This window comes from Rhizobium rhizogenes NBRC 13257, assembly GCF_000696095.1.
Classification (GTDB): domain Bacteria; phylum Pseudomonadota; class Alphaproteobacteria; order Rhizobiales; family Rhizobiaceae; genus Rhizobium; species Rhizobium rhizogenes.
Genome location: NZ_BAYX01000015.1, coordinates 1 through 25,680, shown reverse-complemented (window position 1 = coordinate 25,680; position 25,680 = coordinate 1). Strand labels below are relative to the sequence as shown.

At 56.0% G+C, this 25,680-nt stretch carries 17 protein-coding genes and 1 pseudogene; 14 read left to right on the top strand and 4 right to left on the bottom strand.

Features of this window, described 5'->3' with window-relative positions; all coding sequences use genetic code 11:
* Positions 1-324: 324 nt before the first annotated feature.
* The 4 genes from RRH01S_RS27515 (at position 325) to RRH01S_RS27500 (ending at position 6,847) form a co-directional block, all read left to right on the top strand.
* Positions 325-1,149 (top strand): hypothetical protein, encoded by an 825-nt coding sequence (locus RRH01S_RS27515; protein WP_042475656.1) that lies wholly within the window; start codon positions 325-327, stop codon positions 1,147-1,149.
* A complete protein-coding gene (locus RRH01S_RS27510) occupies positions 1,146-3,662 on the top strand; it encodes a patatin-like phospholipase family protein (protein ID WP_052365293.1) in 2,517 nt (838 codons plus the stop codon). The genes RRH01S_RS27515 and RRH01S_RS27510 overlap by 4 nt, the downstream gene beginning before the upstream one ends.
* A gap of 488 nt (positions 3,663-4,150) precedes the next feature.
* Positions 4,151-4,963 carry a GH25 family lysozyme gene (locus RRH01S_RS27505; protein WP_161600015.1) on the top strand — a complete coding sequence of 271 codons (813 nt, stop codon included), beginning with the start codon at positions 4,151-4,153 and terminating at the stop codon, positions 4,961-4,963.
* 54 nt (positions 4,964-5,017) lie between these two features.
* Positions 5,018-6,847, top strand: coding sequence for a GH25 family lysozyme (locus RRH01S_RS27500; RefSeq protein ID WP_161600014.1), 1,830 nt, complete (start codon positions 5,018-5,020; stop codon positions 6,845-6,847).
* Between the two features lie 62 nt (positions 6,848-6,909).
* On the opposite strand, the gene RRH01S_RS27495 is transcribed toward RRH01S_RS27500, so the two are convergent.
* Entirely contained in the window at positions 6,910-7,581 is a 672-nt protein-coding gene (locus RRH01S_RS27495; RefSeq protein WP_042475649.1) for an SOS response-associated peptidase, read from the bottom strand.
* Between the two features lie 240 nt (positions 7,582-7,821).
* On the opposite strand from RRH01S_RS27495, the pseudogene RRH01S_RS27490 reads away from it, so the two are divergent.
* The 3 genes and pseudogenes from RRH01S_RS27490 to RRH01S_RS27480 all read left to right on the top strand — a co-directional run bounded on the left by RRH01S_RS27490 (position 7,822) and on the right by RRH01S_RS27480 (position 13,285).
* Positions 7,822-8,584: pseudogene (locus RRH01S_RS27490) on the top strand (ImuA family protein).
* Positions 8,499-10,022 (top strand): Y-family DNA polymerase, encoded by a 1,524-nt coding sequence (locus RRH01S_RS27485; protein WP_042475646.1) that lies wholly within the window; start codon positions 8,499-8,501, stop codon positions 10,020-10,022. Before RRH01S_RS27490 ends, RRH01S_RS27485 begins: the two are co-directional and overlap by 86 nt.
* Positions 10,019-13,285 carry an error-prone DNA polymerase gene (locus RRH01S_RS27480; RefSeq protein ID WP_042475644.1) on the top strand — a complete coding sequence of 1,089 codons (3,267 nt, stop codon included), beginning with the start codon at positions 10,019-10,021 and terminating at the stop codon, positions 13,283-13,285. The genes RRH01S_RS27485 and RRH01S_RS27480 overlap by 4 nt, the downstream gene beginning before the upstream one ends.
* A 96-nt stretch (positions 13,286-13,381) precedes the next feature.
* Here the strand turns inward: RRH01S_RS27480 and RRH01S_RS33240 are convergent, their stop codons facing one another.
* Positions 13,382-13,639: a hypothetical protein gene (locus tag RRH01S_RS33240; protein ID WP_131597878.1), complete on the bottom strand. Its 258-nt coding sequence runs from the start codon at positions 13,637-13,639 to the stop codon at positions 13,382-13,384.
* A 177-nt stretch (positions 13,640-13,816) separates the two neighbouring features.
* A complete protein-coding gene (locus tag RRH01S_RS27470) occupies positions 13,817-14,164 on the bottom strand; it encodes a hypothetical protein (RefSeq protein ID WP_042475640.1) in 348 nt (115 codons plus the stop codon).
* Between the two features lie 402 nt (positions 14,165-14,566).
* Here RRH01S_RS27470 and RRH01S_RS34230 point away from each other — a divergent pair, with 402 nt between their 5' ends.
* From RRH01S_RS34230 to RRH01S_RS27455, 4 genes are all read left to right on the top strand, one after another.
* Positions 14,567-15,007 (top strand): hypothetical protein, encoded by a 441-nt coding sequence (locus RRH01S_RS34230; RefSeq protein WP_131597876.1) that lies wholly within the window; start codon positions 14,567-14,569, stop codon positions 15,005-15,007.
* Between the two features lie 126 nt (positions 15,008-15,133).
* A complete protein-coding gene (locus RRH01S_RS27465) occupies positions 15,134-15,670 on the top strand; it encodes a tetratricopeptide repeat protein (protein ID WP_052365290.1) in 537 nt (178 codons plus the stop codon).
* 154 nt (positions 15,671-15,824) lie between these two features.
* Entirely contained in the window at positions 15,825-16,913 is a 1,089-nt protein-coding gene (locus RRH01S_RS27460; protein ID WP_042475637.1) for a site-2 protease family protein, read from the top strand.
* Positions 16,914-17,204: 291 nt separating this feature from the next.
* Entirely contained in the window at positions 17,205-17,480 is a 276-nt protein-coding gene (locus tag RRH01S_RS27455; protein ID WP_042475633.1) for a hypothetical protein, read from the top strand.
* A gap of 743 nt (positions 17,481-18,223) precedes the next feature.
* Here RRH01S_RS27455 and RRH01S_RS27450 read toward each other — a convergent pair.
* Positions 18,224-19,783: a tetratricopeptide repeat protein gene (locus tag RRH01S_RS27450; protein ID WP_131597874.1), complete on the bottom strand. Its 1,560-nt coding sequence runs from the start codon at positions 19,781-19,783 to the stop codon at positions 18,224-18,226.
* A 421-nt stretch (positions 19,784-20,204) separates the two neighbouring features.
* Here RRH01S_RS27450 and RRH01S_RS27445 point away from each other — a divergent pair, with 421 nt between their 5' ends.
* The 3 genes from RRH01S_RS27445 to RRH01S_RS27435 all read left to right on the top strand — a co-directional run.
* Positions 20,205-20,612, top strand: a complete 408-nt coding sequence (locus tag RRH01S_RS27445) for a hypothetical protein (RefSeq protein ID WP_042475626.1) — start codon at positions 20,205-20,207, stop codon at positions 20,610-20,612.
* Positions 20,613-21,156: 544 nt separating this feature from the next.
* Complete coding sequence (locus tag RRH01S_RS34940) at positions 21,157-21,840, top strand: DUF746 domain-containing protein (RefSeq protein WP_080705483.1); 684 nt, start codon at positions 21,157-21,159, stop codon at positions 21,838-21,840.
* A gap of 268 nt (positions 21,841-22,108) precedes the next feature.
* The coding region (locus tag RRH01S_RS27435) for a two-partner secretion domain-containing protein (protein WP_131597872.1) at positions 22,109-25,680 on the top strand (3,572 nt) is incomplete at its 3' end.

Genomic DNA, 25,680 nt, shown 5'->3' with positions numbered 1-25,680 from the left:
CCCCCCCCAGAGAAATAATCAATTTCTAAAATCTAGATTTAAACAAATGCAATCAGCTATTTATATAATAAAATTCTCTCGTCGCGAGAAATGGAACTCGGCATGGTAGCGTGCAAAAGAAAATAATACTTGACGAAAAAGACACTTTAGATTGTTATTGTTAATAGGTAAGTGCTCCTTAATGGTGTGCGGGATCAATTTCATTACGAACAGAAAACCGTACACAAAGAAGCACCTTTAAATTCCCATGGGTTATTCGCATGCCTTGGATGCGGCTGCAGCCTGTCTGCAGATCATATTCGAACGTTATTGCGGGAGGCTGCCATGAAAATTCTCGGTGCTGTAGTTGCTGGCCTGGCAAGCATATCAATTTTCGTGACGACCGCGAAGGCGGCGTGCGACGACATTCCAGCAGAGTTCCGCGCAGACGGCGGATGGTTGTTTAAAATGGGCAAGACCTGGAGGCCGGTAAATAAGGAACTGAACGATTTCGTAGGTGACAATGCGAAGCGCGTGTTCTTTACCTATGTCGTAAACGACAAAGGCGCCAAGATGCCGCGTCGCGGTCTTCTTATTGTCAAAAGTGGCTACGATCTCGTTCACGCAAGGTCTGATGGAGATACGCAGAGGATAACCCTCCTGAGGAACTCGCAGAGAAACGTGGAGAAGTGCGAAACCGAAGTGCGGTACTTTAAAGCCAAGGTTCTATCCGACGTTTACGATCGATATCATGATTACGGTTTTCGAACGAAGGGCAAGGAAGCAGATGTCGATCTCATCGAGCGATTTCATGTAAAGTATGCAACCCGAGAGCCGGCCGGCTGCAAAGACTCGAAGGAAGCAAGAGCAGACGTTTATTTTGGTGGGAGATGGACGAGCAATCGATCTCAATTTTCGTTCGATCCAAAAGTCGTGAAGTTTGGTCAGCACAGTCAGTTTCTAGCGTGGATTGGGATCTCGCCTGCCTATGCTGCTCCGCCTATCTCTGATCGTCAGGTGGAGATCAAGAAATACGTGGCTGATAGCGATGGGCTCGCATGCGTCAGATTCGACATAAAAGTTCAGCCAGGCAGATTCATTCGAATAAATGATCTCGAGCATCCTGGTCTATTTCGGGAGAAAGAGCAGTCGTGGGTTTGGACGGAATGACGGCTGACCCGCAACTTCCAACCGGCACTATTCACGATCAAGAAGTGTTGATTGCTTCCGAGAACCAGGCCATCTGGGGAGTACCGACCGCTCCCGAAAATTTGCTGGGCGTTGCGCTTTCTGGCGGAGGTGTCAGAGCTGCTATCGTCGCCCTTGGGGTTTTGCAAACCTTGGCATCGGAGGACTTGCTCTCGAAGTTCCACTATCTGTCCACCGTTTCGGGGGGAGGCTACATCGGCACAGCGCTTACCTGGTTCTGGTCTTCAAGCCGGCTGGCCTATGAACGAGTTTCGAAGGCGGATCTTCCCGAATTCGGCTCCACGCCTGAAAATTTTCCATTTCAAGACCGTTCGGACCCGCCAAGCGATGCCGCGCCCGAAGCGGGGCCCTCAGCGCATGAGATGGCCGTCAAGAACCTCGACTTCTTGCGAAATCACGGATCTTATTTAACGACCGGTGACGGCATCGGGATTGCTGGTCTGGTCGTTGCCGTGGTGCGGACCGTCCTAGTAAGTCTGCTTGTTTGGTTCCCCTTGCTAATATCGATTTTCATGGTCATTGCACGGGTTGATAATCACTACTGTCCGAAGGGACAAGACGTTTGCGCTACACTCTGGGTGCCAGGGCGTCCCTCGTTTAGTTTCCTTTTGGAATTCGCCGCCGTACTGACCTGTGTATTCGTTCTCGGCGTCATCTTTTTGGCACTTGCCAGACCTTCCGAAATGGCCTTGTCTGGACGAAAGAAATGGAAAGCTCTCGCCATTGCATTCGGTTGCGCCGTTGTCGCCATCGTTTTGGCTTTCGTTGCTATGCAGGTTTACCAGGAACTCGCCAACTTCCAGGGGTTGAGCGGGGCATTTCTTGTCGCGTTGATTTTTGGATCAACAATTTCCACTTTCTTCGCGATTCAGCCTTTTCTCGGCAAAAACCCCGCATATTGGACCCGAAGAGCCTTTGAGCGCACTTCCAGCTTCTCTCTTCCCTTCTTCGCTACGTGTCTGATCGCAGGCGCAATACCCTTGATCGTCGGATACGCGACAAATAATCCTAGCACCAAGACGCTATCCTTTGCCGGGTTCGGCATTTCGAGCTCATTTCTAGGAACGGTGTCGTTGCTGAGTGGTGTCGGAACTGCCCTTTATGGCTACTATCTTAAAGCCAAGAGCGTTGCACCGAGCTTAGCCGGCCAGCTGCTGGCCCTCGGAAGTTCTATCCTATTTATCTTCGGTCTCCTGTTGTTCTCCTTCGTTGTCGCAGATGTAATCTTGAGCGCGGAACTAGAAATCTATCAAGCGGTCTTCTGCATCTCCATTTTCGCAGCGGCATTGGCGATCGGGACGTTCAGCAGCATCAACGCCACCGGTTTACATCGTTTCTATCGAGACCGTCTGATGGAGACATTCATGCCCATGACCAATGGCATAGAGGCCGGCCTTGCCCGCGCCTCGAGCTATGCCGATACGCTCACCATCGCGGAGATGTGGGATGGAACGAAGGATGTCGGGCGGCGGCCCTATCACATCATAAATACTCATGCGATCTTGGGCAGCGACCCTCAACCCAAACTCAATGTCCGTGGTGGCGACAATTTCATTATTTCTGGTGCCTATATTGGTTCGCAGGCAACTGGCTGGCTAAGCACCGAAGAATACATTGAAAGACATGGGACGCTTACCGTCTCGAGTGCCATGGCTGCATCAGGCGCGGCCGCAACTGCCCATGCCGGCTACATTGGTACAGGACTGACTCGAAAGCGATTTATCTCGGCTGTGATGTCGATACTCAATATCCGATTAGGTCTTTGGGTTGGCAATCCGGCGGTACTCAGCCAGCATGGAATATTCAAACAGCGTAATGCCACCTACTTCAGGCCGGGGCTTCTTTCGGGGATATTCGGGCTAGGCTATAAGAGCGGCTCGCGATTTTTGGAACTCTCCGACGGAGGGCATTTCGAAAATCTTGGGCTATACGAGCTTGTGCGGCGGCGCGTCTCGGTAGCTGTGGTCGTCGATGCAGAGCAGGACGAAACGATTAGCCTGTCGTCGCTGGTTTCGGCAGTGAACAGGATCAAGGAGGACTTCAATACAGTTATCCACTTCGATGAAGATCGTGGGCCTGAGCTGCTGATTGGTCAAGAAAGCAAGCAGTACCCGTCTGGTGTCCAAATTGCGAGATCGCCTTTTATCGTCGGTGAGATCCGTTATCCGGATGGTTCACTAGGGGCGCTTGTCTATATCAAGTCCACCATGATGACTGGTCTCGACTTTCTTACAGATGGCTATCGAGCAGCGAATCCGGATTTTCCGCATCAGAGCACGATCGACCAGTTCTTCCAACCTGCCCAATTTGAAGCCTACAGAGACCTTGGACGTAAAAGTTCGCTGGAGGCAGTCAGACAGCTCAAGCTCAGCCAGTTCATTGATAAGCCGCAGAGCATCATCGACACCTTCAAAGCCATTTGGCAACCACCAGTATGCAACGCGCACGATTGTCGAAGTGCCAAGATATCATGAGAATAAGAACACTGCCGTCACTTCGTAGTCCCCGTAACCCCACAAGCTCTTTTAAGAATCGCGTAGTGAACGGACGCTGACATTTCGAAATAAAGCGAAGATTAATCCACTTGCGAAATTGAATATCTGTTGCAGATTTCTTAACTAAACGCGTGTTGATTCGCTTTTTCTGAGGTATAAAAGTATAGCTATTTGTGGACATCAATAACACTGTGCGCTTCACAAAAAGAAAAGCGCTCTCCGAAAGTATTCCTAGGCCTACCAAAAAGCATAGTCGTCGCAACAATTTCTGATAAGATTCGGGGTGTACAATGAAGTATGCACATTGTGGTCTATTACTGGGAGTGACTTTTGCTCTCGTAACTGCTTCGTCTCCCTTAAGAGCTCAGTCGGCGCGAAATGAGAATTCGTGGGACGCTCTGACTGATGACAGTTCGCGCTCAATGCTCTTTGCTGCACAAGTAATACCTGCGTACGAGAGCAGCGACATGCCGACACAAGATAAGTCAAAGGGGTTGGCAATTCCTCAGAGTTTCACTTTTCCGAAGGACGCGGACACTGACGTCATTGAAGGGCATCAGAGGCAGAATTCTTTGTTTTGTGTTGATGTAAGTCACTACACTGGAACCTCCATAAGTTTTTCAAGTCTTCGCCTGCAGTCCGTGCGGTGTGTTTATGCCAAGGCTACCCAGGGTATTAAAGGCAAAGACGGACAGTTCAAGAGTTACTGGAACGCTTTGGCAAAATACTCAGGCCTCACCGTCTCGCCAGCCGATCGTCTATCGCGGGGCGCCTACCACTTTCTTTCTTCATCGGCTCCAGGAAAAGATCAGGCAGATGCTTTCGTCGACTACGTCAACCTGAACGGCGGGTTTCTTCCAGGCGACCTTCCACCGGTTATGGACTTGGAGTGGGACGTCACAGCGGCGCAGCCGGTTGATCAATGGCGGGGGCAGCCAACTGATAAGATCGTCCAAAATGCGCTTGCTTTTCTATCACGAGTGAAAGAACGGACAGGACGGACGCCTATTATCTACACGGCGTTGAGCTGGTGGACAGACAAGACAATCCCATCGTCACGTTTCAAGGAATTCAAAGAATACCCGTTGTGGATAGCTGACTATAATCCTAAGCGGAAATTATCTGAAACTCCTGCCGTTCCGAATGGTGCCCAGACAGTTCTTTGGCAATTCTCCGACCGAGCGCATCTTAATTCAGGCTTCAGTGGAGGTCTTGATGCTTCAATCTTCTATGGGAGCGAAGCCGATTTCGCGTCACGGTTTGGACTCACTGGCAATTGAGTTCAGTTTCTTCGGAGCCTGAAAATGATAATGCGTTGCTTTCGAATAGCCTGCATGAGTCTAGCGGCTGTAGTTGCCTCCCTATTCTTGGTAGGCGCTCAGGCTCTGGCATATGATTGCCCTTCGGGAGCATCTATTGACGCCCAATCTGATGCGGAGGCTAAGGTTAGATGTGATGCGTTCGTTGTTTATCACCCACGCGCGGAGTTGACAGTCGATCCAGCCATCTCTGACCGCATCCCTCCGCAACCTCCTGGGAATCGAGAGGTGAGAAGTTTTGCGTTGGTGATTGTCGTCGATAGCTATCCGAACTTTCCTGAGAAGGACGATCAAACTTTAACGGCTGTTGAAAACGACATTTCCCCGCTAATTGAATTTTTGAAAGAACAGCAATTTGACGAAGTAGTGTTTCTTCATAACGAAGCCGCTACAACTAATAATATTACATATTTTTTAAGAACTTACTTCCTGAATGAAACAAAGATATACCACCTTAGGTCTCGCTTTCTCTTTGCATTCGATGGTCATGGCAATCCTGGTCACGATGGAATTCCGGGGGGCATCGCTCTCACGCAAGCCACGGGAGAAGGCGATAACAACACAAACAACATTTACAGTCTAAATTATCTTCACAGTGATCTGGAGGCGATTGCTGTTGAAACTTTCCATACCGTTGCGCTGTTGGGTTCCTGCTACTCGGGGGGGATCTTTCCAATTGACCCTTCTCACGGGCAGACTAGTTTCACTTTTCCAAAGGCCGCCGGTGCGCACGCTATTACCGCCTCAGATCCTGTTCATAAAGCGTGGACCGAGCCGGACGGGTCCGGAACCGTATTTTATTCCGAGTTTCTGAAAGCGATCAAAAGCGTTGGCGAGAACGTACAACAGAATGAGTCCACTCATATTGTCGATGGGCACGGTAGTCCAACGACAGTATACGATTCTATTGCACGGCTCGGCTTGGTGGTTGCTCAGACAAACATCGGATTGGAAGAAATTAAGAATCCAACCACCAATGAGCTTTATCCGCAGTTAAGTATCGGGGCCATCGCTCCCGAAGCCCACCTAAATGGCGCATTTTTCTTCTTAGGTCCTCGAGCGACAACACAAGCCTCACTACCAGCGGCAACTGGCAGTGCTGTAATTGGCCGTCCCGATCTGAAGGTTTTCAAGGCTATTGATCGCTATGCGATTAGAGGTATCGATCTGTCGCATTATAGCGGTTCAAATGTGGATTTTAAGGAGATTTCCAAGAAGTTTCGGTTTGTATATATTAAGGCGACACAAGGTAACCATATCGTTGATCCAACATTCAGAAATAATCTAGTTAATTCTAAAGATACTACACTGCGTGTCGGTGCGTATCATTTCTTCGACTGGTGCGCGTCCGCCGAGGATCAATTTAACAATATTAAATCTAATGTAAAAAAAGATGATTCCATGTTGCCGTTTACAGTAATTGTTGAGTGGCAGATGACTGGTCCGAATCAACAAAAACCGCTTTGCGGTACTATAGAAGACACGCGAAATCATCTACTCAGTCTCTTTAAATTGATAGAAAATTACTACGGGAAGGCGCCAGTGTTATATACCGCTGCAGCTTTCTTTAAGGAGTTTCCGATTACAGATGATACATTTAATCGCTATCCGCTATGGATTGCGGACTATAGTAAACGGCACGTTCAGGATGGTGCTCCTAGCCTGCCTGGAAGTAATCCCTGGACGTTCTGGCAATTTAGCGATGATCTACCCGTCAATATCGGCAACAATAAATCATCCCCCACTGACGTGAGCATTTTTTTCGGCAGCGATGAGGAATTCGATGCCTTCGCAAATGGCAAAGGCAACCTTGCTCTTACAGAAGTGTCTAGAAGCCTGAAATAATACACTGGATCTTCGCGTAATTGACAACCATCCGCGCGGCGCCCTCTGAACCGAACTGTATGTCACAACAGCAGTCCTTCTTCCGGAGATGGAGCAGGTGGTTCGACGATGACCAGCATGTTGCCGGGAAGGGGGCGCTGCAGGTGCTTGACCTCCTCCCAGGATCCAGTGAGCCATAGGTCAACCTCTTCCGGTGTCGTCAGGATCGCCGGCATCGCCTTCAAATGAATCGGAGCGACGATCTCGTTCGGCGATGTCGTCAGAAACCCGAACAGCTCATATTCGCGTTCGCCATCCCTGACCTTCCGAATACCCTTCCAAGGCGTCCAGAAGCCGGCAAAGAACATCAAAGGCCGGTCCTCGTTACCGGCAAACCAGGCGTTCGGGACCCTGCCGCCGGGAACCCTGCTGGCGGGATCCGGCTCTGCGAAGGAGGTGAACGGCACAACGCATCGGCTTGTCGGACCTAACCAGCGGCGCCAGTGCGGCGAGCCGACGTTGCGGATATTGGTAACGCCCGGATCGTAATTCTTCACATAGGCCGGTGGTGACGGCATGCCCCAGGTGACGCGCGCGATCTCGCGTTGGCCGTCTTCACCGACGCGGACAATCGGCGCCTGGTAGCCGGGATAGACATCGAGCGACGGCTCGTTCCAGCCAGCCTTGTCGCTGAACGCTTTGGTGAACTGCATCACGGCATCGCGTGTCGTCGTGACGTTATAGAGATTACACACGCCCCCAATCCTCCTGCCTCTCCATCCCAGCCTATTCATACCAGCTTCGGGACGGATGTGTCGCCGCCTTCTGGATTGGCCATAGATCTGTGCGAAGACGCCGACCTTGCCCGCTCCCAGATCGCGATCACCGCCGCCTCTTTTACGAGCCCGATTGACTCATGACCCGATAAGGAACAAATAGAGAACATATCAGCCGGGAGCAATATTGCAAACCCCTGAGGAGCCCGTCTGTTCAAAATGCCCGAACCTGTCGTCAGTCCCGTCGTCGCCGAGCTTCGAGACCGCATCCAGCGGCTTGAAGGTCCGAGCGGCCGTGCGCGCGAGGTTTTGCCATTCGGCGTAACGGAGATCGACACCAAGCTGCCGGGAGGCGGGCTGGCGCTTGCGGCCCTGCATGAGGTTGCCGGCGGCGGCAACGGCGTCATAGATGGCGCGGCAGCAGCTCTGTTTGCCGCGGCAATCGCCGCACGCTCGAAGGGCCAGGTGCTCTGGTGCGTCACACGGCCGGACCTGTTCGCGCCGGCGCTGGCCCAGGTGGGTCTGCTGCCGGGCCGTGTTATCTATGTCGAGGCTGGTGACGAGAAATCACTGCTCTCCTGCATGGAAGAGGGCTTGCGACACGGTGGCCTCGGTGTCGTCGTCGGCGAATTGGCGCGACTGTCGATGACCGCCTCGCGCCGATTGCAGCTTGCCGCCGAGAGTTCCGGCACCATCGGCATTGCCGTTCGCCGCTGGCGCCGACAGACCGAGGCATCCGATTTCGGGCAGCCGACGGCCTCCGTCACGCGCTGGCGGGTGTCCGTCCTGCCATCGTCCCCCCTTGCCGGTGCCAGGCGTCGGTCGTGCCCGCTGGCTGCTCGAGCTCATCCGATGTCGCGCCGGAGACAGTGCCGATTTTGAAGTGGAGGCCCCCGATGCCAAGGGTCGTATCGCTCTTCCTTCCGAGCTGGTCCACGGATCGCCTCAGACGGAAACTGGGCGACGCAGCACCTCCGCCTGAGACGCCACTCGTGCTGATCGGCCGCGAGCAGCGCCGGCGCGTCGTCTCGGCGGCGAACGCGGCTGCGATGGCCGCCGGCTTGCGCATCGGCATGCCGGCGACCAAGGCGCAGGCACTCGTGGTGGGGCTCGTCATGATGGACGCCGATCCGGCCGCCGACGCCGAAGCACTTGACCGCCTGGCGCTCTGGGCCTTGCAGCGCTATGCGCCGATCGTCGCCGCCGATCCGCCCGACGGTCTGGTGATCGACACGACCGGCGCCGATCATCTACATGGCGGCGAGGCGTTGATGCTGTCGGGCATGGTCAACCGCTTCTTCGCCTCCGGCATTTTCGCGCGGGCGGCGGTTGCTGACAGCTGGGGTGCTGCCCATGCCGGCGCCCGGTTTCTGGCAGATCCGACGCTTGTCATTCCACCGGGTGTTCAGGCCGACGCTGTCAAAAATCTGCCGATTGCAGCACTTCGGCTCGATCCCGCTATTGTCGCCGGTCTTCGTGTCCTCGGGTTCAATACGATCGGCGAGCTGGCAAGCCAGCCGCGTGCGCCGCTGGCCCTGCGTTTTGGGCCGGAGCTCGGCCGCGGTCTCGACCAAATGATGGGGCACATCGCCGAGCCGATCGATCCGGTGCGCACGCCGGAACTGGTCGAAGTCCGCCGTTCCTTCGGCGAGCCGATCGCGGCGGCGGAGACGATTGCGCGCTATACCGCCAAACTGGTGGACCAGCTCTGTCGGGCGCTTGAAGAAAAAGGTCTCGGCGCCCGTCGCGTCGATCTGTTGTTTCACCGGGTCGACAGCTCCTATCAGGCGATCCGCGTGGGACCCGCGACACCGGTTCGCGACGTCAAACGACTGACGCGACTGCTCACTGATCGGATCGAGACCATCGACCCCGGCTTTGGCATCGAGATCATGTCGCTGACATCTACCCATGCCGAGCAGCTGATCGCCCGCCAGGTAATCTCCTCGCTGGTCGAAGAACCGCAAGCCGACGTCTCTGGCCTGATCGACATCCTCGGCAACCGCATCGGCGAGCGCCGGCTCTATCGCCTCGCGCCTGTTGCCAGTGATGTCCCCGAGCGCTCCGTTACCCGCGTCGCGCCGATGACACCGGACAATGGCGAGACCTGGCCGGATCATTGGCCGCGGCCGACACGCTTGCTGCCGTATCCCGAGCGGATCGAGACAATGGCGCTTTTGCCCGATCATCCGCCGGTCAGTTTTACCTGGCGCGGCATCCGCCGGCGGGTGAGGCGCGCCGATGGGCCGGAGCGGGTCTTTGGTGAATGGTGGAAGCGCGATGCGGAGCTCGCAGCCGTGCGCGACTATTTCCAGGTCGAGGACGATGCCGGCGAGCGTTTTTGGATTTTCCGGTCTGGCGACGGCGAACATGGTGAGACCGGCAGTCACCAATGGTTCCTGCACGGGATATTCGGATGACAGGCCCGAGATATACCGAACTGCAGGTGACCTCGCATTTTTCCTTCCTGCGCGGCGCCTCCTCCTGTGAAGAACTGTTCGCGCAAGCCGCAGACCTTGGCATCGAGGCCCTGGCGATCGTCGACCGCAACAGTCTCGCCGGCATCGTGCGCGCCCATCAGGCAGCCAAGGACACCGGCGTCCGGCTGATCGTCGGCTGCCGCCTTGATCTCGACGGCGGCATATCGGTGCTCGTCTATCCCACGGATCGACCCGCCTATGCCAGGCTTTGCCGGCTGCTGTCGCTTGGCAAGAAGCGCGGCGGCAAGGCGAAATACCGGCTCGATTGGACTGACCTCGTTGCCTATGGCGAGGGGCTGATTGCAATCTTTCTCCCAGACCAGGCCGATGAGAGCTGCGCTCTCAACCTGCGCCGCCTGCGCGAGGTTTTCGGCGACCGCGCCTATCTGGCGCTGACGCTGCGCCGCCGGCCAAACGACCAGATGCGGCTGCACGAACTCTCGAACATGGCGGCAGCCATGGGAGTTGCGACCGTCGTCACCAATGACGTGCTGTTTCACATTCCGGAGCGGCGCATCCTGCAGGATGTCGTCACCTGCATTCGCCACAATATCACCATCGACGATGCCGGCTTCAGGCGGGAACGGCATGCCGATCGCTACCTGAAGCCACCGGAAGAAATGACGCGCCTGTTTTCCCGCTACCCGGAAGCACTCGCCCGCACCATCGAGATCATGGAGCGCTGTCGCTTCTCGCTCGACGAACTCGCCTATCAATATCCGGAGGAACGCGCCCATCCGGACCTGACCCCGCAGCAGACATTGGAGCAGCTGACCTGGGAAGGGGCCATATGGCGTTATCCCGAGGGATTGCCGGATAAGGTGCGAAAGAACCTCGAGCACGAATTGCGGCTGATCGAGAAACTCGAATATGCACCATACTTCCTGACGGTGAACTCGATCGTCCGCTTTGCCCGCTCAAAAGACATTCTCTGTCAGGGCAGGGGATCGGCTGCCAACTCCTCCGTCTGCTATGTGCTCGGCATCACCTCGATCGATCCTGATATCAACGACCTGCTGTTCGAGCGTTTTGTCTCCGAGGAGCGTCGCGAGCCACCGGATATCGATGTCGATTTCGAGCACGAGCGTCGCGAGATCGTCATGCAATGGGTGTTCGAGACCTATGGTCGTGATCATGCCGCGCTCTGCTCGACCGTCATTCGCTATCGATCGAAGGGAGCGGTGCGCGATGTCGGCAAGGCCCTCGGCCTGCCGGAGGACATGACAAAGATGCTGTCTTCCAATGTCTGGGGCTGGGGCGAAGGCGTTGGCGAACAGCACGCCGAAGAGCTCAATCTCAATCTTGGCGATCGGCGCCTGCGTCTGACGCTGGAGCTTGCCCGGCAGTTGATGGGTGCCCCGCGTCATCTCTCTCAACACCCGGGCGGCTTTGTGCTCACCCGTGACCGCCTCGACGAACTGGTGCCGATCGAGCCGGCCGCCATGGCCGAGCGGCAGGTGATCGAATGGGACAAGGACGATATCGACATTCTGAAGTTCATGAAGGTCGATTGCCTGGCACTCGGCATGCTCTCCTGCATGAAGCGGGGCTTTGATCTTCTGGCCGAGCACAAGGGCGTCACTCTCGATCTCGCCACCATTCCGCCGGAGGATCCGCGCACCTATGCGATGATCCGCAAGGCCGACACGCTCGGCACCTTCCAGATCGAAAGCCGGGCGCAGATGTCGATGTTGCCGCGGATCAAGCCGCGCACCTTCTATGATCTCGTCATCGAGGTGGCGATCGTTCGCCCCGGCCCGATCCAGGGCGACATGGTGCATCCCTATCTCCGGCGCCGGGAGGGAAAGGAGAAGGTCGTCTATCCGAAGCTCGAGCTGGAGAAGGTGCTTGGCAAGACGCTTGGCGTGCCGCTCTTCCAGGAGCAGGCGATGCGGGTGGCGATCGAATGCGCCGGCTTCACGCCGGGCGAGGCCGATCAGCTGCGCCGCGCCATGGCGACCTTCAAGCACACCGGCGGCGTTTCCAAGTTCGGACAGAAACTCATCTCCGGCATGGTGGCGAACGGCTACGAGCAGGAGTTCGCCGAAAAAACATTCAAGCAGCTCGAAGGCTTTGCCAGCTACGGCTTCCCCGAAAGCCATGCTGCCTCCTTCGCCCTGATCGCCTACGCCTCCTCCTGGCTGAAATGCTGGCATCCCGACGTCTTCTGCGCGTCCCTGCTCAACGCCCAGCCGATGGGCTTTTATGCGCCGGCCCAGATTGTTCGTGATGCACGCGATCATGGCGTCGAGGTCCGGCCCGTCTGCGTCAATTCCAGCCGCTGGGACTGCACACTCGAGCCGACGGGTGACGAAGAGCGGTTTGCCGTCCGTCTTGGCCTCAGGATGGTCAAGGGGCTTGCCAACGCAGACGCAGCAGCAATCGTTGCGGCCCGTGCTGACCAGCCCTTCGCTTCCGTCGATGATCTCTGGCGCCGCGCCGGCGTGCCCGCCGCTTCGCTGGTCGAACTCGCCGAAGCCGATGCCTTCCAGCCGTCATTGAAACTTGCCCGGCGAGAGGCGCTCTGGGCAATCAAGGCGCTGCGCGATGAGCCTTTGCCGCTATTCGCCGCTGCATCCGCCCGCGAAAACGAGACCGTTCCGGAGCTTGATGAGCCAACGGTTACGCTGAGACCGATGACATCGGGTGGCGAGGTGGTCAAGGATTACGGCCATGTCGGGTTGACCCTGCGCAGCCATCCCCTCTCATTCCTGCGCGCCGATCTGGCCAAGCGCCGTATTGTTACCTGCCGCGCGGCGATGCAGGCCCGTGATGGCACATGGCTCGAGGCTGCCGGCCTCGTGCTTGTTCGCCAGCGGCCGGGTTCCGCCAAGGGGGTGATGTTCATCACCATCGAGGATGAGACCGGCATTGCCAACCTCGTCGTCTGGCTAAAAACCTTCGAAAAATACCGCCGCGTCGTGCTCGGCGCCGGCATGATCGGTGTCTATGGACGTATCCAGCGGGAAGGGGAGGTTGTGCATCTTGTGGCCCATCGGCTGACGGATCTGTCGCCGGAGCTGGCAAGTGTCGGGGATCGGGATGCCGTCTTTCCGCTTCCGCATGGGCGAGGGGATGAGTTTCATCATGGGTCGCCGGTGCCGGATCCGCGCGGGTTTCCGAAGGGGCCGCGGGCGCGCGATATCGTCGATCCTTATCTGCATTTGGATGCGATCAAGGTGAAGACGCGGGATTTTAGGTAGGTGGCGCCGCAGTTGCTGCCATGGCCTGGTCGTCAGGCTGGTAATGTTAATGGTCTTCAATTTCCCATACGAAGTTCACAGTGCCGCAATAGTCCTTCATTTTGGCAGTCGGTCCAGCAGTTGTTTTGGATCAATCTTCATTGCTTCCGCCAAACGACCAATTGATATCCTTGCCTCAATACTCGCTACCTTATTTTCTTCGGCATAAATGGCTACTGCTGCCCTCAGTGCAAGCCCGTATTCTCCGACATCAATGTACTCCTGAATTTCGGCACATTCCGACTTGGATAATACGAATTTCGTTGCTTCCATTAGGCTCTGGAACACCGACTCGATTTTATCAAATTTGGGCACATATGTTTCCTGTTTCCGCTGGGTGATCCAGTTGATCGAGCCACTGCCCTTTCCGAAGCCCGGCTGTACGCCGCCGAGCATCAAGCCCGTGAAAGAGAGGTGAACTATATCAACTCAAATGGTTCCACTTGTGAAGGTCATCTAGCCTTATCAACTTATGCTCGGCCTTCAAATTACCTAAACGCGGAAGATAACGGAATACTGCTCTCTCATTCGTAAGCCAAGATGATCGATAGACCAATGATGTTGCCCTTTAGCAAATGGTAAGTTTTCAATGAAAGAAACGGATATCAATTCGCCGACCTCTCCCGAGTCCCGCACAAAGGCTTCTTCAAGGCACGCGAGAAGCTCGGCTTTCCATTTGGAAATACCATCGTCTGCAGTAACGAATTTTGCATAGTCAGCGATAAGCAAATGCGGCAGCACTCGCCCACCATTGTCTGTTAAGTGTTCGGTGAAGACCGGGACCAACTCTCTAAATCTAAAAGCAAGCCCACAAGTGAAAGCTGTTGTTAACGCACTCATAATCTTATTTCCCGACCAAGGTGTTCTGTAGATCAGCTATAATATTTTGTGCAACCTCCCTATCAACCGCCAATGCACGAGGTGTATCGTTTAGCTGAAGTGCTTCACGATTTTGAGCCAACTACCGGTAATCGTGAAATAGAAAATGGGGTGAGTCTCGTATGGAATTCAACAATATAGTGAACCGGGTGGGCGAGGACGGTCTCTAGCCTGATTCCGGTCGCTTGCCGCTAGAGCGCGGTCGCGCAGGGGATGCCGTTGCGCCGAAAGGTTGTGAAGAGTTTGATGGCCGTATTGATATCTGACGGTTTTATTTTAGGAATGTACTCGTCATGACGAGGTGGTCAGGAACGGTTGTGCCGGTTCGATGTCCGCGGTTGAATGCACGTTGGAAGTCAGTATATGAATTATACTAAAGCACTATTTTTTATTGTTTTGACAACCCTAAGTTCATGCACTGAAAAGAAGCCGTGTGATTGCGATATAAAATTGGTCACTCGGACGCCGCTTCAGAACGCTCTTTTTCAAGAGACTTATGAAAAAGGTATCAGTGTCGCTGATATAAAGCGCTGCTTCGGCAATCCGGTGATGAATTTAAACAGAAGACCGATCTATATCGTGCGTGATACCCGCAAGACAGACGGGCGATACTGTCACGTTGGCTTTCTTTTCTCCGTGCCCAATAAACCTTCGATGATGGAGATGTCACCTACTTCCGTTGCCAACTGGGATTCGGATGACTGCGATCTTCGCGCGCTCGCATGTTTAAGACCCGAGGCCGCAGCAGCGATAGCGGCAAAATATGGTCGTACGATCGACCAGGCACCGATTCCGCGTCATTGAACGGATGACCGTGTCGTGCGTTTTCGATACTAGCATGCCGCTTTAAGGGGAAGCTGTTGCCAACGTCAATCGCGCCACAACACCTGAATCTCAATCTAGGTTGTCGCTCTATCCCGGAGATTTGAAGTGAAAAGATTGATTGTTGCCTTGGCTTTTCTTGCTTCCACCATGCATGCGGCGCTCGCAGCAGATGCAGCTCTGGAAGCATTCGCAAACGGTGATTTTCCGACCGCAAAAAAACTCTGGGAGCCACTTGCCGCGAAAGGTGACCCGGAGGCCGAAAATGGTCTCGGACAGATATCGATGGCAAGATGGATGACGGTTGCTGGTAAATTCCAAGAGCCTGACGATAACCAGGCAGTACTATGGTTCCGAAAAGCAGCAGAACAGGGTTATGCCCCCTCCGAATTGGCTTTGGGCAACATGTATCTACAGGGCCGCGGAATTCCCCGTGACATGAATCTGGCTGCCTTCTGGATTCAGAAAGCAGCAGAGCAGGAATTACCAGCCGCGGAGTTCTTTTACAGCAAATTATACGAATCGGGACTTGGTGTTCCCAAAGATCCCGAAAAAGCAAAATATTGGATGGACAAAGCAAAGCCGGCCATTGAGGCAGCTCATCCCGGCTTCCTCGCTTCGCACCCCAATATGCTGCGAAACTAATGGGTGTTCACGAGAGTCGTCAGCACCAGCGCCTAGGTGCTGCGCAGCGGCCTGCCAAACCGGAAACCGATGAACCGGGACACTTGCCTGCCGCAGGTTCACTCGTCAAGGAACTCCTCTAAGTCCCATCGAAACCAACGGAAAATATCTTAACGTGTTTGTTGTGTTCATTTTCTCTCTCCTCGTCAGCCCCTGGATAAGTCTCACCCTGCATGAGATGGGCCATGCGCTGGCCGGCCACAGCATGAAGATGCAGATACACGAAATTCGTCTCGGCGTAGGTCCGACGATCTTTCGCACGCGACGGTTTGGACCGGAAGTTCTCGTTGGGATTATCCCATTTGGCGGTAGGGTAAGGGGTACTCCTCAGTTGCGCCTCCTTAAAGCGGCGCGGCTGCTTTTCTATGCTGCCGGGCCAGTGGTGGATCTTGCCTGGTTCTCCACCCTGATCGTTGCCTTGCGGCTTGGGAGTGATGCAGATGCCGTCAGGGTCGCGCTCTTTCCCGCCCTGGCATTTCAGGTCCTGATGATCTTCTCCAATCTGATGCCGCATTACACGAGGCTCTATAACGAGCGTACAGCGAATGATATGTTGGCTTTATGGCAAATCGCGTGGACGAAGAACGATTTCCTTGCAGGCCACCGGCAGATTTATCGCAACGCGTTGAGAGCCTATGCGGGTACTGAAGAGCCTGCGCCCAGTCGCCGGGCGGACCAGATCTTCTATCTCCTCCTGGAAATCAACAGCTTGCGCCAACCTCTCACTGAGCAGCAAGTCGCTGCCTTAGAGCGTGAGCTCTCCACCACACCCTCGCGCAGTGAGCAGCTCCTCATTATGGATAGCATCGCCATTCATATCCTTGCGGGCAAGGGACTACGCGATGCCGCCTATCTCGATCGGCTGACGGAGAAAGCGCTCTTGCTTGCACCCGAGCTTGCCGCCTTGAAAAGTACTCGCGGTGCTGCGCTCTCCCGCCTCGGGCGCCATGAAGAGGCCCTGACTTTATTGGCCGAAGCCGAAGACGGTAGTGATATAAGACGTTGTTTGAACGCCGCCTTCAGGGGGCTCGCGCATTTTCATGCCGGCTGCAAGGATGAGGCGACCGCCGAACTCGAGATCGCCACCTCAATTCTGCAATCGCAGAATTCGACAAACCTAATCGTGACTCGAATCGTGGACGGCATCATCGCCGAGATCAGCGATATGGTTCTTGGGCCAAGAAAGAAACAGGCGAGTCCGTGACCGTTGCCAGCTCGTCGAGGCTGTCGTTTGCAGTCTCAAGGATAACCGAAGAATCGGAGCAAGAATGCGTCTGCATTGGATATCCTGCCTGCCGATGCGGGCCACTTTCACCATGTCACCTCACTTAGCGGTCTGGTGCCATTAGCCAAGCCGCGAGGTATGACTTGGCGAGGGGATAAGTTGGAGCGTTGAGACGAGCAAAGATGCCTTATCAAGGTCCATGGGTTGACAAAAAATCGAATTGTTCAGATTGCCGGCCATTTTCTGCGGCTGCGAAAACGGGATAGTGAAATGCGCCTTACATTATTGGCTGTTGTCGGACTCGGAACGCTGGCGAGTTTTCTTTCTGGATGTGCCCAAACGCAACAAGGCTTCCGAAAGGCAACGGATGGTGAAGCCTCACGCCCGATGACAAAGGAGCAGAGCCATAAGCTCGTGCTCTATGCAGTTAAGCAGTGTGCCGGAGTTTCAAATGAAGGCACCGCAAAAGTTATGTGTATGCAAGCCGCGATATTGGGTGTCATGAAACAATGGAATGCCGGCCAGACCCCACCTTTCTTGAAATAAGCGGCCGATTTCTGGCATAGAATGAACCCGTTGCGCATCTAACTCTGACCTAGGCAGAAACTTCCCATTTGTTAGATTCATTCGCTTTTCTTTGCCCGCGTAGGGGTATGCGAAAGTGACAAAGAGGGTCAGATCGGGACGATAATCAACCGTCCCGGCCGCCGGCGACGCGCAGCCTTTTGCTTCGCCCGGCCCATCGACTAGCGGCTGGCCGAGCGGCTTCACAGAATAGGATACTTGCTTCTAGCCTATCGGCTTTCATCCGCAAAATACGCGTATCACCTTGGATTTCGGATTAGTCACGGACTGGACCGCAGTGCCGCTGTGGACGAAATTCAAGCGCGTAGGGGTATCGGTAGCGACCCGTTCTTCACTTCCGTAGTGTCGTGAATCTCCGGGTATTTTTAGCCCCGTTGTCGCGGAAGATGGACCTCCTACCAACTTTTGATATCGAGAGGCACCGCAAGCATCGGAGGTTGATCTTGATGCTGAGTTGGATGGGGACGTGGTTTCACAGGCACTCAAAGACATTAGTGCCAATAATACAGGTGCAATGACTAAACGTTTCAAGGGTCTTCCTTCGGGATGCTAGCTGTGTTGAGACCTCTGGCATTACCAGAGGCAGTGATGCTGTCAGTTAGATGTGTCGTGAATTTGCTGGACGCGAAACAGTGAATATCAACATCCAGAGGGCGGCGGCGGCCCGCCGTGGCTGGAGCCGTCGAAAAGCCTGCTGCGGAGCATTAGTTTTCCCTAAACACCTCCGCAAAAGCGGTTTCTGCCTCCTCTCGTGACTGTCGGGCAACAGCGTCTTGTACCTTGGCGATTTGCTTCTGATAGAGCTTGGCATTTATCGCAAGGGCAGCATCGATATCGGCCTTTGCTTCAGTAAATTGATCTCGACGAGCCTCGACCCAGGCCCGAAGCGTCAATGCGCGGGGAATTCGAGCGTCCGGCTTCAATAGATTGGAGATATCTCGCAGAGCGTCATCGTCCTTGCGCAAAGTGATCTCGATCTCTGCCCGCAAGAGCAAATTCATTTGCTCCGAAGCCTTGGAGTGGGAGTCGCCAGTCAAGAGCCGATTAAGATCGGTCAAAGCCAGATCCGGCCGGCCGGCGGCACGATGCACAAGGGCCCTCAGGCCGTAATAGCCCAGGAAATTCGGATCTGCTTCGATCAGCTTGGTGTAGTCCGCCGCCGCAAGGTCGTATTGCCCCGTTGAGAAATAGAGCGCCGCTCGTTGCTCCAAGGCAACGCCACTCTCGGATATATCCAAGACCTCCGAACAAATCTCAATCGCATTCAAATCACCTTGACGACCCTTTACCATGGCCGCACTTGTGCAGTCCTTTTCCGTGTAAATCGGCTTCTGGAGAAGCGATTCTAGTCCGGCCCGAGCATCCGTGTCGTTGGGCCAGCTGGCCAGCGCCGCCATAAAATCCTGTTTTGCTTCTTCCTTGTCGCCGGTTTCAAGATTAATACGAGCACGCAGGGTCAGTGCCTTGTTCCGTTCCCAATTCAGTTCATCGCTCTTACCGGAGGCGACTAAGGCCTGATCCGCAAGGTTAAGCGCCTGCTTCAGATCCTTTCGGCTGAGATGGATCTCGGCCATCATGGTCAGGATGTCTGCGCTGGGAGGTGCCATGGTTAGAAATGCGGCGCCATCATTTAAGGCAAGATCATCATTGCCGAGCCCGTGATAAGTGCGGCTTCTGAGCAGATAGACGAGAGGCTCTTCGGGATCGAGAGCCGCCGCCTTGTCAAAATCTGACAGTGCCAATGCATACTGCTTTTTGAAGAGAAAAAACTCGCCGCGCAACAGGTGGGAGCGTACCTGATCAGGCCCGATCTCCACAAGCTTTTCAAAATCAGCCTCTGCCTCATTCGCGAGTTGCTGTTTTTTGACTGGATCTCGAGCCGAGACGAGGGCGAATTTCTTGATTTGCGCACGAATTTCGTAAGCGGAGATTTGGCTTGGATTCAACCCAATTGCCCTGTCGCAATCGTCTGTAGCTTCCTGCATCGGATTGGCAAGGAACAAGGCTCGGCACCGATCAGTGAGCGCTTGAGCAAGCCTAGTCGGGTCCTTGATCGTATCGATCTGCTTTGTGCACTCGGAGACGGTTGCGCACACTAGCGACGCCGGGAGATCGCCGCGCCCGGCATACGCGGTGGCACTCCATAGAAATAGGACGGAGGCAGCGAGCCCGGCAGCAGCCAATAATGTAGCGCGCAATTCACTATCCCGTTTTCGCAGCCGCAAAAAAATGGCCGGCAATCTGAACAACTCAATATCTGCCAACCGGCGAACCTTGATAAGGTCGCTTTGCAGGCATCCGTAGAACTTATTTCCATTGCTGCAACTGAACAATTGTTAGGACAACATTACCATCGAGTTAAACGGTCAATCCCCAATTTTGATTACCTGCGGATACCCGTCGCGCGGTTTTTCGAGGGGCTTCCTGACCCGCTCGCGGGGACCCAAGTCAGGTCGCATCCGAGATTGACGAGCGCATCGCGGATCTCGCGACCGCTGAAGGTGGGCGATTGATTGAGGATATCCTGCTGCTCCCCCTGAGGAGCAGGCTTCTGTCGCTGATTGAAAGCCTGGTAGAAGAATAGTAGGGAGATGCACCTGAACAGCGTCCACCTTGGCTTGATCTCAGGGTTTAAACAACTTCAAGTGGTTCTCGTTTTGCGGTAGTTGCCGGGGTGGACACGTAATGACACACCAAACGCGCATTTTTGTTCTGTACAACCTCGCATTCGGCCCTCAGATTGCGGTGATCAACATTCTGGTCGCACTGCTTTTCCTCCGTTCGTTTCAGGACGTACTGCCGGTTGCCATAGTCGCGATTCCAATTGCCGCTGTCGTCGGTATGTTGCCGGTTGCGATCCACTTGGTATTTATGCTGCCACTAAGGGATACAATGAGCGCACGAGCATTCCTGCTGGTTTCGCCGTTTTCCGGGTATATCGCCACAACCACGTCGGCCAGCCTGCTATTATGGACGCCCTTGAGCCGCAACTTGCCATCGATCTTTGAGCTCGGTTGTTTCGGCCTTCTCCCAGCACTGTGTTGCGCCTTGCTCGCCTCGAAATTTCAAGGCGTTAGCCAGAAGACGTCTTAACGCGTGCCATATCGCAGCATCTTCTGAAAAAGGCATCATCGCCCTTGGGGCTGGCGTCTTTTGCGAATGATTGAAGCAACGCAGCGCGTCATGTTGCGGGCGCCGTAAGGCGTTGCGGCCAAACGAGGCCCAGCATGCCATTTTGAGAGATCTTGCCGGGCCTCCCCAGTTCTCGGGGGGTGATTTCCACGTGGCGAATGGCAGTGTGGCTCTGCCATAGTCCCCAACTTGGCAGGAGGTCCGCTCAGATCAATGCGACGCTGGTACTAGCGGGCCTCCCTTTCGGACACTCGCTGCGGCCCTGCGTTAGCTGGAATAATCGCTAACGACCGCTCTGCCAGCATCATGGTCAGGACACGAACGGTCTGAAGCATGTTCCTTGCTCTGGAAACCGGCCGCCACCATCGATAAAGGGGTGCGAGCCTGCTCTTCGAGACTTCCTCTACACCGTGATGAGTAAGAGCCACGGTGAAGAACAAGTCTGCATGGGATATCCTTCCTGCCGATATGGACGCGTTCATGACCGGCCGATAGAAATGATGTCATGACGATAACGGCACCCCCCAAACGCGTATTCGACCCGATGATGCCGCGGATGGGGCACTATCGGCCCATTCCTGATACGGAAGACAAGGCTTTCAGTGACTGGCTGCAAAGCCAGCTTGACGAGATATTCTCGCTGTCTGAAGAACCGCCGCGCTGTCCGCATTGTCAAGGCGATGAGACGGTACTGGCCACACGCGCCGCCCATCCAAAGCCGGTCCTGCCGGTGTTCCGGTGTGTTTCCTGCGACGTGCATTTCCGGCGCACAACTGGCACACCCTTGGCGGGGTTGAAGTTTAACAACTTTCCGCAGTTCGTCCGACTGCTATCGCAGCAACGGCCGGTCACGGACGCCGCCGCGATCCTGAGTGTCAAGGCGGTGACGGTCACCCGCTGGATCAAGCGCATGCGGCAATGGATCCTGCACCTCGATCCGACCGGCTACTGGGAGGCAAAAGTTCGGCTCGGCATGGAGATTCGGCCCGATATCGGATGCCCGCATTGCGGGGTGGCGGATCACATGCACTATCGTGGCTTTGTTTCGGATACCGGCGACCGCTTGTGCCGTTGCGACGCCTGCCGACGTTTCAGCCGTCTGTCCGGCGTGCTGAGCGATCAAGGCCCCAGCTTTGTGCTCGAGCATCGCGTCGTGGCCCGCCCTCCATCGCCGCGCCGCAGGACCTAAAGCACCCGCGGTGAACCATCCGTGATGCGTGTCTCTCCGCATTGCATATAGTCATTGGTGTAAAATTCACACGGTCTTTACCAAGCTCACGCGAACATTCCCAATGTTGGCTCCCTTTATCCGTGTGGCAATTGACGTTCGCCACCAAGTCGATCAAGAAAAATCTTCAATATGTGCCGCATGACGCGGCCTGGGCGAGGTGAGATGTAGGCTACATAGTCGGGCGAGAGCCGCGGACGTAGCCCGACCTCAGAAGGGCGAACGTATCATGGGCAAACATCCGCGCCAGGGGTCTGGCAAGTCGTCCAGAGAATGGGCCTCCTCGCAGTCGGCTGCGGACGACATCGTTCATCGGTTCGTGCGCCTTGCGCACAAGGCACTTGCCCTGACGCTGAGCAGCCTCCTGGTATTGCAACCGACAATCGCCAACGCCCAGTCGGTTTCGGCGAGCACGGCAGCACCAGCTGCCAATCAGCCGGGCGTAGGGACTGCCCCGAACGGCGTACCGTTGATCGACATCGTCACCCCGAACGGGGCTGGTCTGTCTCACAACAAATTTTCGGACTTCAATGTCGGCACGCCGGGCCTGATCCTCAACAACTTCAAAGGCGAAGTCGGCACGTCTAATCTTGGTGGTGCCACGCCCGGTAACCCGAACCTCAACAGCTCCAACCCCGCTTCGGTCATCCTCAATGAGGTGACCGGTGGGAACCGGTCTGCACTTAACGGCCCAACGGAAGTGTTCGGGAGCAGGGCAGACGTCATCATAGCGAATCCAAATGGCCTGACTTGCTCGGGCTGCGGCTTCATCAATACGCCGCATGCGACGTTGACAACCGGTGTGCCCAATATCGGCGCTGATGGCAGCCTGACCGGGTTTACCGTGAACGGCGGCGATGTCACCTTCGAAGGGGCAGGGGCAAATCTCGCGGCTGCTCCTGGTGCCGTCGACCTGTTCGACGTCGTTGCCCGCAATATCCACGTCAATGCGCCGATCTACGGCAAGACCCTGCGGCTGACCGGCGGCGCCAGCCAATACAACTATGCCACTGGCGAGGCGACGGCGCTGACCGCCACCTCCGGCACGCCGGAATATGCGATCGACGGCTCAGCCCTTGGCGCCATGCAGGCCGACCGCATCAAGGTCGTCGTCACCGAGAAAGGCGCCGGCGTCAAGATGAGCGGCGATATGGCCGCCAATGCCGGTGAGCTGTCGCTATCGGCTGATGGCAAGATCTCGATCGGCAATGCCTCGGGCAGCCAGGGTGTGACCATCACCTCGAAGAGACAAGTCACCGCCGCCAAGGTCAGTTCGAAGCAGAAGGTCGTCGTTCAGGCCGATCAAGGCATCACCCTGCAGTCGGTGGCCGCCGACAGCGATATCGTGCTTGCAAGCGGCACAGGCCTCTTGAGCGTCTCAGGTGACGTCAACAGTGGCACGACGGTGCAGATGAGTTCGGGCGGCGGCATTGCCGCCGGCAGTGTCACAGCAGGCAATGGCGCGGCGACGCTTTCGGCGACCTCCGGCAATATCGCGATTGCGGGTGCTGCCAATAGTACCGGCGATCTCAATCTGACCGCCACGGCCGGCTCGATCTCGGCAGGCTCACTGCTGAGCAACCAGAATATCGCGCTGACCGCTGGGTTGGATATCGCGGTTTCCGGTAATGTATTGGCGCAAGGCAATGTCAGCGCCACCGGCCGGTCGATCTCGACCGGCATGGCGGTCTCAGGCATCAATGTCGCCGCCACCAGCGCCGATCCCAATGGCAATGTCGTGCTCGGCTCAGCCGGGAACCTCAGCCTGACAGCAACGGGTGGCAATATTGCCACCGGCAATCTGCTGTCGGCTGGAAGCCTCAGCACCAGTGCGACCGGCAATATGACGGCCGGGAACATCCAGACTACCGGTAATTTCACGGCGACCGCAGCCTCGTTGACATCAAGCAACATCACGTCGCATGGGGCGATCACCGTTAACGCCGCTACAAATGTGAGTGGCCAGATTCTTGGGAGCAGCAACGTCCTGATCTCAGGCGCGGCTATCCAGGCCGGTGCCATCGCCTCCGGCGTCGATTTTGCCGCCACCAATGCGGCTGGCGGTACTCTCGCTGTCGGTCCGACCGGCACGCTCGATTTGACCGCCACGACCGGCAATATCGTGGTCGGCACGCTGCTGTCGGCCGGTAATCTGAATGCTCGGTCAGCACTGCTGCAGGCAAACACTCTGACAGGTCACGGCAATGTCGGCATCGATGGCGGCGTTCGTGTCGCCAACCAATTGCTTGGAGCCGGCGACATAACCATCAATGGCAACGCCAATGGTGTCAGTGCCGGTCTTCTTGCGTCCGGTGTCGACTTTGCAGCGACCAAGGCGGCTGGCGGCAATATCGTGGTGGCGAATAGCGGCGATCTCACTGTCAACGATAGTCTTGGCGCCATCCAGGCAGGCACCATCTTGGCAGCCGGCGCTATCAATACCACCGGTCAGACGATCACCGCCGATACCATCACCGGTCATCAGAACATCACGCTTTCCGGCGCCACTGCCGTTACCGGCCAGATCCTAGGTGCGGGCAATGTCAGCGTCTCCGGCCCGACTATCGCGGCCGACGCCATCGTCTCGGGTGTCGACATCGCCGCCACCGATGCGGCGGGCGGCCGCATTACCCTTGGCCCGACGACAACGGGAACCGGCAATCTGACGCTTGCCGCCGCGGGCTTGCTCAGCGCCGATACGCTTTTGTCGGCAGGCAATCTTGATGCCAGTGGCGCGAACATTACCGCCGACAATATCTCGGCGCATGGCAATCTGACGCTTGATGGTGCCTCCAGCACGACGACCGCGAGCGGTCGCGTGGACATAAGCGGCCAGATTCTTGGCGCCGGCAATGTTTGGATCAGCGGCCAGAGCCTGTCTGCCCAGACGGTCGTTGCTGGCATCGACTTCGACGCCACCAATGCGGCAGGGGGTAATATCGTTCTCGGCCAGGCCGGGGATCTGACCATCGCAGTCAATGGCGCGGTTACGGCGCCGACCATACAAGCAGCCGGCGTCATTGATATCAGTGGCGCCTCGGTTGCCGCCGATGCCATCACCGGCCATAAGGACCTCACTCTTTCCAGCACGGCTGCCGCGGGCGTGGATGTTACTCGTCAAGTGCTTGGCGGCGGTAGTGTCGACATCTCCGGCGCGAGCATCAAAGCCGGCACGATCGTCTCCGGTGTCGACTTTGCCAGAACAGCGGCCGCCAATGGCACCATCGTCCAGACGACAAGCGGCGATGTTTCGTTGACATCATCGGGCAAGATCGATGCTGGCACGCTGCTCTCGGCCGGCGATCTCTCTGCCGCCGGTTCGACCATCAGCGCTGATAGCGTCACGGCCCATGGCGATATCACCGTTGACGGTGCAACCACCGTTGCGGGCCAGATTCTTGGCGCGGGCAACGTGCTGATCACCGGTCAAAGCCTGTCCGCCCAGACGGTCGTTGCTGGCATCGACTTCGACGCCACCAATGCGGCCAGTGGCAATATCGTTCTCGGCCAGGCCGGGGATCTGACCATCGCAGTCAATGGCGCCCTTGCGGCGCCGACCCTACAGGCAGCCGGTGCCATCGACGCCCATGCGGCATCGATCTCCGCCAACGCGGTTACCGGTCACAAGGGTATTACCCTCTCTGGCGCAACCGGTGGCGTGGACATTAATGGTCAAGTCCTTGGTGGCGGCGACATCAGTGTTGCCGGCTCCAGCATCAAGGCCGGTACCATCGTCTCCGGCGTCGATTTCGCTGCAACGGCTGCCGCCGATGGCAACATCGTACTCGCCAGCAGCGGTGG